The sequence below is a fragment of the Bacillus sp. FSL H8-0545 genome (assembly GCF_038006105.1).
Lineage (GTDB): Bacteria > Bacillota > Bacilli > Bacillales > Bacillaceae_G > Bacillus_A > Bacillus_A cereus_U.
This window is the reverse complement of the sequence record NZ_JBBOUO010000001.1, coordinates 685,109-697,500: the sequence shown is the minus strand read 5'-3', so window position 1 is coordinate 697,500 and position 12,392 is coordinate 685,109. Positions and strand designations below refer to the sequence as shown.

The following is a 12,392-nucleotide window of genomic DNA, read 5'->3' as shown; positions in this document are numbered from 1 at the left end:
TGCAACTCTCATTATCTTAATCTTTTTACGCAGCTTCCGAACAACACTCATCGCTGTCGTTAGTATTCCGCTATCTATTTTATTAACACTATTTTTACTCCATCAATCCAACATCACACTTAACATTCTAACTCTTGGTGGCTTAGCCGTTGCTGTGGGACGTCTCGTCGATGATAGTATCGTTGTCATCGAGAACATTTTCCGGCGTTTACAAAAAGAAACCTTCTCTAAAAATATTATTCTTGAAGCAACGAAAGAGGTCGCAGTCGCAATTACCTCTTCTACTTTAACAACAGTCGCCGTTTTTTTACCTATCGGTCTCGTATCGGGAGTAATTGGAAAACTAATGTTACCTATGGTATTAGCAGTTGTATATTCTATCCTTTCTTCTTTAATTGTTGCGTTAACAGTTGTTCCACTTATGGCTTTTTTACTACTCAAAAAAACAAAACGTCGCAATTCTCATTCTTCACCGCGATATGTCGCTACATTAAAGTGGGCTCTTTCTCATAAGTTTATCATTCTACTCACTTCTTTTTTATTGTTTGCAGGATCCATTGCAGCCTACATATTACTACCGAAAGCGAACATAAAGTCTGAGGACGATACAATGCTATCCGTTAACATGACATTTCCAACCGATTATGATTCTGAAGCTAAAAAACAAAAAGCCTTTGATTTCGAAAAGAAACTACTCTCTAATTCTGATGTAACAGATGTTATTTTGCGAATGGGATCTAGCGCAGAAGATGCACAATGGGGACAGACAACTAAAAACAATCTTGCAACTATATTTGTAGTCTTTAAAAAGGGATCTGATATCGACCAATATATTAAAGAATTAAAAAAAGAGCATAATGCTTTTGAACCAGCTGAACTTGATTATATAAAAACTAGTTACTCTGACTCCGGAGGCGGAAACAACTTACAATTTAACGTAACCGCTACTAACGAGACAAATTTAAAAAAGGCCACTAACATCGTCGAAACAAAACTAAAAAGTATGGACGCTCTCTCTAAAGTAAAAACAAATATAGAAGACTCTAAAAAAGAATGGCAAATTCATATCGATCAAACAAAGGCGGAACAACTCGGTTTAACACCAGAATTAGTAGCACAACAAGTATCATTCCTTATGAAGAAATCTCCTATTGGGGAAATTTCAATCAATAATGAAAAAATAACTATTATGATAGAACATAAAAAGGCATCCATTAACAAACAAGAAGATATTTTAAACACAAATATACTCTCACCTATTAACGGACCTATTCCTTTAAAAGACATTGCAACTATTTCAGAAAAGCAACTTCAAACAGAAATCTTCCATAAAGATGGGAAAGAAACGATACAAATTACTGCAGAAGCTTCAAGTGAAGATTTAAGTAAAGTAAGCGCAGAAGTAAATAAGGCTATAACCGACTTAGATTTACCTAACGGAGCAAAAGTAAATATCGCAGGTGCTACCGAGTCTATGCAAGAGAACTTCACAGATTTATTCAAAATTATGGGGATTGCAATTGGGATTGTATATTTAATTATGGTTATCACCTTCGGGCAAGCACGTGCTCCTTTCGCGATTTTATTCTCTTTACCATTAGCTGCTGTCGGCGGTATTTTAGGATTAATCATTTCAAGAACACCTGTTGACGTAAATTCATTAATCGGCGCATTAATGTTAATCGGGATTGTCGTTACAAATGCTATTGTATTAATAGAAAGAGTACAACAAAATCGGGAAAACGGTATGGAAACAAGAGAAGCCTTACTAGAAGCAGGATCTACTAGATTACGCCCAATTATTATGACAGCTATAACAACAATCGTCGCTATGCTACCACTCCTATTCGGTCAATCTCAAGCAGGAAATATGGTATCCAAAAGTCTGGCCGTCGTTGTAATCGGTGGTTTGGCAGTCTCAACCGTTCTTACATTAGTAGTCGTTCCCGTTATGTATGAACTATTAGATAAAATCGGGCGAAAAAGACGCTCCCGCAGAAAAATAAGTACTTCTACAGAAACACCTGATATTTAAACTAAAAGGCGTTATCTTCTCGAATGAAGATAACGCCTTTTTATTTATCTACCGATATAACTCATTATTTTCGGGGCATATTGCTCTAGTAGCTTACCAGAATCTACAAGAAGATATTCATCATTCGAGGGTCTCTTACTGCCATCTAGCCACTTTTTTCAAACGCTACTTCTGATTCTACTGACTTATCTTATATTCACGTGTTTGTAACCTACGATTAATTTCTTCTATATTATTAAGATAACATTCAATATATTTATATGTAGCACCATACTTCCGATATAAACCTATTCCCTTTTCAACCATCCCATCATAGAGACATGGACTATCTAATATAATACTATGTTCTTGTTCTAACAAAAAACCTATCAGTTCCCACTCAATATAATAGGAGACTCCCCCCAACAACTGTTGATTCACTTCCTTTTGCTGTTAATGATTTTAATAATGCTGATTTCACGAGGTCATGACCTACAATAACTGCACCTGTTAACTTAGCGCTATACTTAGAAAGTGTCGATTTACCTGATCCAGGAAATCCCGACATTTGCAGAAAGAACACTTTCATCCCAACATCCGTATATCAAGTTGCCTATTCACCAACTCTCCTTCTTTTCCTGCCAACAACAAAATGACCGTAAAAAAACTCCCTGTTTATAAACAGAGAGTTCTTGCCTTCAATTTATGCCGCTTTTACCTTCTTCGTCGTTTTACGACTTTTTTTCGCTCCTGTAAAACGTTTGTGTAATACAGATGCTACGAAACGAGAAATGATATTAAAGAGTAATACCATAATAATTAATACAGCTGCAGATTTTGTTGCAATTAACTTCGCATCTGGGATAATCCCTTCAGAGTTTAATTTCCAAATGTGAACAGCTAACGTTTCAGCTGGTCTAAATGGATTTAAAGGATGCGAGGGGCTCGAGAAGTCCGCTGCTGAATTTAAAATAGGTGATGTTAAACCCGCTGTATAAATTAACGCCGCAGCTTCACCGAATATACGGCCTGCCGCTAAAATAATACCTGTAATGATTTGTGGTAACGACGACGGAATAATGATACGGGCAATTGTTTGCCATTTCGTTGCACCTAGTCCAAGACTCGCCTCTTTTACATTATGAGGAACTTCAGAAATCGCATTTTCACAAACACGTGTTAAACCAGGTAAATTCAAAATAGTTAAAGCAAGAGCTCCACCCATTACTGTATATCCCCAGCCTGTCATTGTAACAAATACTAATAAGCCAAATAGTCCAACAACAATAGAAGGTAAAGACGCCATTGTTTCAATACATAAACGAACAAAACTTAAAAAACGACCTTGTTTTGCATACTCCGCTAAATATATTCCAGCCCCTAATCCAAGAGGAATAGATATAATAAGTGTTATAACAAGCATGTAGAAAGAATTGAATAACTGTGGACCAATTCCCCCACCAGCTCTTGTATTGCTTGGTTCTCCGAATAAGAAACTAGGATCCCAAAATCCCCATCCCTTTTGCAGAATTTCGTACATTAAAAAAGCCAGCAAAGCTACAACTAAAGCTGCAACCGCATAAAAGATACCTGTCCAAACTTTATTTACCGTTCTTGCATTCATTATTATCGCTCACCTCTTTGACCAATCGCTCGAATTACTAAAATAAACAGGAATGAAATAACAAGTAAAATCATTGCTAACGTCCATAGCGCATTGTTCCAAGCTGTTCCGTTCAATGTATTCGTCATATCCATTGTCAGAATACCAGTTAACGTTGCTGTCGGACTATATATTCCTTCCGGTAATTTAATCGTGTTCCCGATTACCATTTGAACCGCTAACGCTTCACCAAAAGCACGCGCTAACCCTAAAACTATACCTGTTAAAATCCCTTGTTTTGCAGCAGGAACAATAACTCGGCTAATCGCTTGCCATTTCGTCGATCCTAGACCGTAAGAAGCTTCCAAGTAATCAAACGGAACAGAGCGTATTGCATCAGAGGCAATACTAGCAATAGTAGGTAAAATCATAATACTCAGGACAATAATACCCGCAATTAAACTAAAGCCCACTCCACCAAACGAATCACGTAATAGAGGAACCAAGATCGTAACCCCTAATAATCCGTATACAACTGATGGAATACCAACTAATAATTCTAAAACAGGCTTTAATACTTTATTCCCAAACTTCGGCGAAATTAAATTCATGAATATAGCAAGAGCTATAGCAATTGGTGCACTAATGACAACAGCACCTAGCGACACAAGCGTCGAACCGACAATAAAGATTACAGCACCATACGTACCTTGATCAGCATTTGGATTCCATTTTGTCGAAGTTAACACCTCAGAAAATGAGATACCACTTTGCGTGAAAGATTGAATTCCTTTGCCGCAAATAAATGCAATAATAGCTAATGTAATTAAAACAATAAAGATACCGCAAAACGTAACAAGTGATCTACCTATATATTCACTCTTTACGTAATTAATTTGTTTTTTCCCCTTCATCACAGGACAGACCCCACTTCATAGATTGAAATGAACAGGACTGGCCTTGCAGCCAGCCCCATAAAATTTTATTACTTATTTAATTTAGACATTGGGATGTAACCCATATCTTCTACTTGTTTTTCGAAATCTTTACCTTTTACATAGTCAATGTAAGCTTTTGTCGCTTCTTTTGCCTCACCTTTAGTTACCATGTACTCGTAAGACCAGAATGGATATTTACCAGCAGAGATGTTTTCAACTTTCGGTTCAGCACCATCAATTTTCACAGTTTGCAATGCACCTTTTTTATCGCCAACCATGTAAGACATTGCTAAATAGCTGATTGAACCTGGAGTAGAGTTAATTGCTTGCTCTACTGCACCGTTAGAATCTTGTGTTGTACCAGTTCCATCATTAATTTTAGCTTCTTTCATAACTGTTTTTTCAAATGTAGCACGTGTACCAGATGAAGCTGGACGATTAATTACATTGATTTTCTCATCTTTTCCGCCTAACTCTTTCCAGTTCGTCACTTTTCCAGTGAAGATATCTTGTACTTGTTTTGCTGTTAAGTTATCAACTTTTACATCTTTATTTACGACAAGCGCGAATGCGATACCCGCTACCTTGTTATCTACTAATTCTTTCGCTTTTTCAGCATCTTTTATTTTATCTGAAGCCGGAACATCCGAATTACCAATTTGTACTGCACCAGATGCTACTTGGTTAATCCCAGTTCCACTACCGCCACCTTGAACTTGAATAGAAACTTTTGAATTTTTCTCCATGAATTTCTTTCCAGCTTCCTCCGCAAGAGGTTGAAGAGCTGTAGAGCCAGCCGCTGCAATCGTACCTGATAATTCTTGTTTTGCATCGCTACCTTTAGCAGCTTCCTTATTATCCGTACTTTCTGCTTTTCCACATCCAACTAATGCACCTGCAACAACTAAAGCCGCTAAAGAAAATTTAATACCCTTTTTCATAATCATGTCTTGTACCCCCATTTGGATTATCACTTTTCGAATTCATCTTCTTTCGAACACAAATTCATTGTAGGACAACAATATTATGTGAGTGTTAAGCAATTTTTAAGTTTAAGTAAATAGAGATAACATCTCATAAAAGCTAGACATCCCAACATTTAGAGTTAAAAAAGCCAACAAAACCCACACTAAACACGCAGTATTGTAAATTTATTCTTAACAATGTAAATCCAATGTAAATATTTTTCTTTATTTTGCCCTTTAAGTTAAAGCTATATTTACAAATCCACTATATTTTTAAAAGTTTACACTCTTACTTTATTTACATTAAGAAGAATTTCAGTAATATTTTTCGGTACAACTCAATAAATTGGAACAATTCTAAAAATATTTGAATATTTTTAAAGTACTAATTGACAGCATCATTAAATGTAGTCTACTATATTAGTATCAAAAAGTTTACCTAAGGAAACTTTTTAAACTAAAACTAAAAATATAGAGATGAGGTAACTTTTATGGTATCGGCTAATACTAAACCCCTTTCCGAATTCAGAACAGGGGAATTTGTACAAATTGAGAAGATACAATTAGAAGGAACTATGAAACGACGTTTATTAGATTTAGGCTTTTTTCCTGGAGCGACAATTAAAGTATTACAACGCAGCCCACTTGGAGACCCAGTCGCTTATCAAGTAAGCAACACAACTATTGCACTGCGTAGTGAAGAAAGCTCCCTTATTTTCGGGGTATTAATAGGAGATGATTTCAGATGAGTAACCATCGCATTGCGTTAGCTGGTAACCCTAATACCGGGAAAAGTACATTATTTAATACTTTAACAGGCTTAAAACAACATACTGGAAACTGGACGGGGAAAACTGTTTTAAAGGCTGAAGGGGAATATAAGCATGGCGGAAATATATATACAATAATAGATTTACCTGGAACTTACTCACTGTATTCAAATTCGGCAGATGAAGAAGTCGCACGAGATTATATTATATTTGAAAAACCAGAAGTAACTGTAGTTGTTATAGACGCAACTGCAATGGAAAGAAATTTAAATTTAGCACTCCAAGTGATGGAAATGACAAACGATGTGGTCATTTGTATTAACTTAATTGATGAAGCGGAGAAAAAAGGAATCATTATTGACGAAAAGAAATTAGCAAAATCACTCGGTGTACCGGTAGTTAAAATTTCAGCCCGAAACCGAGTTGGTATCGGACATTTACTAAGCGTCGTTGCTAAAGTAGCAAATAAAAAAATCATTCCAACACCAATTAAAATTACTTATAATGAAAAAATTGAAAATATGATTCAAGAATTAGAACCACAAATTTATAAAGTGTTCGGCAATACGTATCCAGCACGTTGGATTGCGCTACGTATTTTAGATGGAGATAAAAATTTCTTAACTGCACTTCAAAAACATCATAACGAACCACTTGTAAGGGAGGTCATAATAAATGGAATCTCACTCAGCCAGTAAAGCTCTTCCGCTGGACTATATTGTTCAACATGCACAAACACTTTCAAAAGAGGACATACGAGATGACATTGTCGGAGATATTTATCGAACCTCCGCAAGTATATGTAAAGAAGCTGTCCAATATACGAATACTGACAAATTATATCGTTCAGAAAGATTAGATAAGATTTTCACTTCTCCTATTTGGGGATTTCCAATTATGCTCGGTATTTTATCTATTATTTTTTATCTTACAATCGCCGGTGCTAACGTGCCATCCGAGATGATTGCTGAATTTTTTGGCTGGGTCGAAGGATATTTAACATCTTGGTTCCAAGCAATGCATGCACCAGAATGGCTACATGGTGTTTTAATACTTGGTTTATTCCGTGGTACCGGAGCCGTTATTAGCGTTATGTTACCACCTATGGCAATCTTCTTCCCTATGTTTGCCCTATTAGAAAACTATGGATATTTACCACGCGTTGCGTTTAACATGGATCGTTTATTTAAACGCTCTGGCGCGCATGGGAAACAATCTTTAACTATGGCAATGGGGTTCGGATGTAACGCTGCCGCTATTATGTCAACACGTATTATCGAATCACCACGTGAGCGTATGCTTGCCATTTTAACAAACAACTTCGTCCCATGTAATGGACGCTGGCCTACATTAATCTTAATGGCTTCATTATTTATGGCTGCTGGATATACAGGCAGCATGCAAACACTTGTTACTGCCGGCGTTGTCGTTGGAATGGTTGTAATTGGCGTTATTGTAACTTTAACTGTTTCTTGGGTTTTATCAAAAACTGCTCTAAAAGGCGTTCCAACTCACTATACGTTAGAGTTACCACCATACCGTAAACCAAAAATTTGGAATACAATTGTACGTTCAACGCTTGATAAATCAATATATGTTTTAAAACGAGCTGTAATTGTAGCTGCACCTGCCGCTGTATTAACTTGGATACTTGCTAATATTTTCGTCGGTGACACAAGCTTACTTATGCATTTCGTAAACTTCCTAGATCCATTCGCTAAATTGTTAGGACTTGATGGTTTTATTCTAGCGGCATTTATCCTTGGGCTACCAGCTAATGAAATTGTTATTCCAATTTTATTAATGTCTTACTTATCAACTGGTTCTTTAACTGAAATAGATGATTTTAATCAAATTAAAAATCTATTCTTAGAACACGGTTGGACTTGGTTAACTGCGCTAAACACAATGTTGTTCTCACTCCTTCATTTCCCATGCGGAACAACACTAGTTAACATATATAAAGAAACAAAAAGTGCAAAATGGACATTCTTATCGTTCGCAATCCCTACCGTTATTGCCATTGTTGTTACATTCCTCTCTACACAATTGGTACATTGGTTAGGGCTTGTATAAGCAAAGTATACATAGAAGGTATCCCCCTTCAACATATGCTTTGTGCAAAAAAAGAAACCTGAAACTTATTCAGGTTTCTTTTTTTGCGCATCCTTTTTCCACGGCTGGGCACCATACGTTGTAAGTTTTTTATGAATAAAATATATAGTCCCTGGAAGAACCGCCATTAATATCGTGCAACTAATTCCCAATCCAGTAAACAACTTCCACCACCTTATTTCACTCTCTTCGGTAAAGCTGAACCTGAATGTGCAATTGTTGGATGAACATGAACAGTAATTTCAGCATTACTAAAGTAATTTTCGCCTTGATCCCAATTCTTACTTATCTTTTTCCACTCTTTATAATTATGTCGCTTATATACTTCCCCTAATGCTAATACATCTACCTTATATTTTTTTTGAACAAGCTTAATCGATTTTTGGATGCGTTTCTCCATTTCCTCTGAAATATCCTTCTCTAAACGCTTTTCATTCAAAACCTTTTTATGATCACTAAAGTGCAACTCAGCCAATGTACCTTCCAGAGATAAGTGAATATTAAACTTTGGTTTTGTAGCATTTTCCGTAGATACTTTAATCTTTCGGTGCATCTTATGAATTTCATATGTAATAAGCTGGTCTTTTTTGCGGATAGTAAAAAAACCTCCAATTTTTTTACCTATTATATAATTCATTCCTAATGTTTGTTCTCCACTTAAACTGCCTACACACTTATTATCCTTCCCACGAAACAGCGCTGCCCCATTCATTTGTACCCCTTGTTTTGTTAGTTCGAGAATAGGTAATACGAAACTTTGGTTAGCAATCATTTTTTGCTGTACCTCACCAATTCTTGCAGCCTCGATCATTTGAGCATTTTTCGGAGGATGCTCAGCTAACATATCAATGTATTGCGCTGGTAAATTTTCAGGTTTTGCACTTTGTTTTAAAATAGCTTCTGCATTTTTCTTAGAAACAAACAAACGAATATTTCTTCTCATCTCATGATCACGAATATATACATCCAACGTATTTTGTAAAATATACGGTTTCGATAGTAATTCTTCAGAGAAAATAATTACTTGTATATGCGGAAAAAATAATGTACGACTAATCTTTTTAGCAATAATTCTTATTTGTTCAAACACACTATCTGCTTTCGCACTAACATTAATATAATTTTCGCCATCTCCATCACCTTGTCCACCTTGCTGCGCTAACTTACTGGGAAGTACCATCTGATAAGTCCCTTTCATAATTGGATTTGCTTTCTTTGCCTTTACAATATCGTAAGCTGCACCTACTACAAATCCTCTTTCTTCTATTTCTTCTAACTCAGAGCACCCACTTATAGATCCAGCTAAAACCATAACCATTATAATTTTAAGAAGGTGTTTCATTTCTACCATTCCTTCTTTTTATTTTATATACAATAAAAACTAACAAAGGCGCTAGCACGACAAACCCCATATCTATCCAAGCTAAATAAGTCCCGTAATTTGACAATTCTTTCGAATTACTAGGTATCATATTCACCATAAAAATAATCGGGGCACTTACAAAAATGAAAATATGTTTCTTCACTTTCGGAAACATAGCACAAAATAATAAAGATGCGACGTCATAATACATTGCTGTAGTATTATAAATAGTAATAATCCAAGTAGTAAAAAAAATCGCATCAAATCTTTCTAAAAACCCTCCACCAATTTCAATTTCTTTCCCTAATTCAATTGTTGGATATGTCAATCCACGTGTTGTCATATACGTAAAAACACTAATACAAGTTACGTAAATTAAAATGTATGACAACACGTTTACTATCACCGCTTTTGCAACTGCCATTGGCGCTTTTTTCGCTGTCTTATCGTTCAACAACACAGCATAAAACAGAGCTACCTCAAATCCGATGAATGTAAAAATAGAATTCTTAACTCCTACAGCATACTGACTGACATTCGTTTGAAAAGCCGGTAGTAAATTATCTATTTCCATTAAGTTCACATTCAATAAAGAAAGAAGCACTATCGCAATTAAAACAATTGGTAAGAATAGAACATTTAACCTTAATAAAGCCGCTCTCGATCCCGCTACTCCATAAATAACAACTAATAAGAAGAAGAAAGACAATAGCTGTATTGGTGTATCACTAAATAAATATGTTTGTGAAATAACCGCAATCATTCGCGATTCATATGCTGTCAAAGCTGCAAACGTTAATACTAAAATACTACTAATTGTGTACGCAACAGGTTTCGTCAAATGCGCACTTGTATATTGAACAAAGTTTTGTTTTGGGAATAAAATAGCTACCCTCGTTACAAACCAACCTAAAACCGCACATATCAATCCACCCAAAAGTAAAATAATCCAACCGTCCGAAAATAAAGTTTGATCGGCAATATCTCTCGGCATAGACAATGCCCCTATACCAATAATGGTTGACGATACCGCAAAGCCAATTTCCCGAGATCCAATCTCTTCATCGCCATACTCAAATGGTTTCAATTATTTTCGCTCCTTTGGACGTATTGTAGAATCTTTTGTTTGTAAATATTCCGGTCTCTCTTTTAACATTGATTTTGGTAGGCGAACCAATTCTTCTTCCCAATCTTTATAAAAAGCAGGAGCAATAGGTGTTGTATACGGAACCCCAACACTCTTTAAATTTGTAATATGAACCGCAAGTGCAATAAGAGCTAAAATGATTCCGTACAACCCAAAAGCAGTTGCAGCTAACACGAAGACGAAAAGTAAAATTCGAAATGTAATCGTAATGCTATATACAGGAAGTGAAAATGTAGCAATTGCGGTAACCGCAATAATAATTACTAAAAACGGATTTACAATCCCCGCATTTACTGCCGCTTCTCCAATTACAAGACCACCTACGATACCAATTGTTTGCCCCATCGGTTTCGGAAGCCTAATCCCGGCTTCTCGTATTAATTCCATCGTTAATGCCATCATTAGGGTTTCAATATAAGCAGGAAATGGCACCCCTTCTCTCGCTCCCGCAATAGAATAAGCTAGTTTAGATGGGATGAGCCCTTGATGATACGATACAAGCGCTACGTACATGGCAGGTAATAAAACAGCAGCGATACCTGATCCCATACGTAAAATTCTTAATAACGTTCCAATTACCCAACGCTCATAATGATCTTCTACAGATTGAAAAATATCAACAAACACTAGTGGAGCTATAAGAGCAAATGGTGACCCATCTACTAAAATGGCCGCTTTCCCTTTCGCCAATGCAGCCACTATATTATCTGGTCTTTCTGTATTTAAAAACTGCGGAAATGGAGACAAATTATTATCTTGAATTAATTGCTCAATCGTTCCTGTCTCAAAAATGACATCTGTCACTATTGATTGAAGGCGCCGATCTAGCTCTTTTACGATGTAAGGGTTAATAATATCTTCTATATATACTAGGGTTACTTCTTTCTGCGATCGCTTCCCCATAATATAAGATTGAAACCGTAACTTCGGATCACGTAAACCACGGCGAATTAACATTTTATTCACATTAATATCTTCATTTAATCCAACTCTCGGTCCACGTATTAAATCTTCTGTCACTGGCGGTTCTAGACTTCTTTTCTCCCAAGCCCTACTGTTAACAACAATAGCCGTTTGAATATTATCAATTAATATGACTGTATCTCCTGCTAAAACCGCATTTATAATGTCTGGAAAAGTTGTCTTCATACCGACTTCTGCAATAGAAATAAAACGATCCAACAATGTCTGAACCACAGCTGCTTCATTTGGTATTTCTTCATATTGAAGTGTACGAACTACGTATTTATAAACATTATCCTTATCTGTCAATCCACATAAAAAAACAACCGCACAACGTGTAATGCTACCAGCAAGAGCAACTTCTCTAATTGTTAAATCATTAGGTGAACCTAACTCATCTCTAATTTCCTTCATAACTTCAAACAAGTTACCTTTTAGCTCTAACAATTTCCCCACCTAACTTCCTTTTCAACAAGTTTTTAGTTAGATTCCGCTAATAGAAGAAAATATATAC

At 36.1% G+C, this 12,392-nt stretch carries 11 protein-coding genes and 1 pseudogene (1 of these 12 cut by a window edge); 4 read left to right on the top strand and 8 right to left on the bottom strand.

The annotated features are described in order from the left end of the window. Positions 1–2,035: the 3' portion of an efflux RND transporter permease subunit gene (locus MHI07_RS03545; protein ID WP_340821980.1), read on the top strand. The gene continues 1,010 nt to the left of window position 1, outside the view; only the last 2,035 of its 3,045 coding nucleotides appear in the window; its start codon lies beyond the left edge, outside the window; its stop codon occupies positions 2,033–2,035. Between the two features lie 44 nt (positions 2,036–2,079). Here MHI07_RS03545 and MHI07_RS03540 read toward each other — a convergent pair. From MHI07_RS03540 to MHI07_RS03525, 4 genes and pseudogenes are all read right to left on the bottom strand, one after another. Next, positions 2,080–2,597 (bottom strand): annotated as a pseudogene (locus MHI07_RS03540) (AAA family ATPase). Between the two features lie 120 nt (positions 2,598–2,717). Then, positions 2,718–3,638 (bottom strand): phosphate ABC transporter permease PstA, encoded by a 921-nt coding sequence (gene pstA / locus MHI07_RS03535; protein ID WP_002063838.1) that lies wholly within the window; start codon positions 3,636–3,638, stop codon positions 2,718–2,720. A gap of 2 nt (positions 3,639–3,640) precedes the next feature. Beyond that, a complete protein-coding gene (pstC, locus tag MHI07_RS03530; RefSeq protein ID WP_002159250.1) occupies positions 3,641–4,531 on the bottom strand; it encodes a phosphate ABC transporter permease subunit PstC in 891 nt (296 codons plus the stop codon). A 71-nt stretch (positions 4,532–4,602) separates the two neighbouring features. After that, entirely contained in the window at positions 4,603–5,502 is a 900-nt protein-coding gene (locus tag MHI07_RS03525) for a phosphate ABC transporter substrate-binding protein PstS family protein (protein WP_002114243.1), read from the bottom strand. Positions 5,503–6,011: 509 nt separating this feature from the next. Between MHI07_RS03525 and MHI07_RS03520 the strand changes: the two genes are divergently transcribed. The 3 genes from MHI07_RS03520 to MHI07_RS03510 are packed head-to-tail and all read left to right on the top strand — an operon-like array spanning position 6,012 to position 8,366. After that, positions 6,012–6,269 (top strand): FeoA family protein, encoded by a 258-nt coding sequence (locus MHI07_RS03520; RefSeq protein WP_002090873.1) that lies wholly within the window; start codon positions 6,012–6,014, stop codon positions 6,267–6,269. Beyond that, complete coding sequence (locus MHI07_RS03515; RefSeq protein WP_002159251.1) at positions 6,266–6,988, top strand: FeoB small GTPase domain-containing protein; 723 nt, start codon at positions 6,266–6,268, stop codon at positions 6,986–6,988. The genes MHI07_RS03520 and MHI07_RS03515 overlap by 4 nt, the downstream gene beginning before the upstream one ends. Next, positions 6,966–8,366 carry a nucleoside recognition domain-containing protein gene (locus MHI07_RS03510; RefSeq protein ID WP_078181720.1) on the top strand — a complete coding sequence of 467 codons (1,401 nt, stop codon included), beginning with the start codon at positions 6,966–6,968 and terminating at the stop codon, positions 8,364–8,366. Before MHI07_RS03515 ends, MHI07_RS03510 begins: the two co-directional genes overlap by 23 nt. A 65-nt stretch (positions 8,367–8,431) precedes the next feature. Here MHI07_RS03510 and MHI07_RS03505 read toward each other — a convergent pair whose 3' ends face one another. The 4 genes from MHI07_RS03505 to gerLA are packed head-to-tail and all read right to left on the bottom strand — an operon-like array spanning position 8,432 to position 12,334. Beyond that, positions 8,432–8,569 (bottom strand): hypothetical protein, encoded by a 138-nt coding sequence (locus MHI07_RS03505; RefSeq protein WP_087945977.1) that lies wholly within the window; start codon positions 8,567–8,569, stop codon positions 8,432–8,434. Between the two features lie 11 nt (positions 8,570–8,580). Then, a complete protein-coding gene (locus MHI07_RS03500; RefSeq protein ID WP_002116283.1) occupies positions 8,581–9,747 on the bottom strand; it encodes a Ger(x)C family spore germination protein in 1,167 nt (388 codons plus the stop codon). Continuing rightward, positions 9,731–10,855: a spore germination protein GerLB gene (gene gerLB, locus MHI07_RS03495; protein WP_002159253.1), complete on the bottom strand. Its 1,125-nt coding sequence runs from the start codon at positions 10,853–10,855 to the stop codon at positions 9,731–9,733. The genes MHI07_RS03500 and gerLB overlap by 17 nt, the downstream gene beginning before the upstream one ends. After that, positions 10,856–12,334, bottom strand: a complete 1,479-nt coding sequence (gerLA, locus tag MHI07_RS03490; RefSeq protein ID WP_078181719.1) for a spore germination protein GerLA — start codon at positions 12,332–12,334, stop codon at positions 10,856–10,858. Positions 12,335–12,392 lie beyond the last annotated feature (58 nt).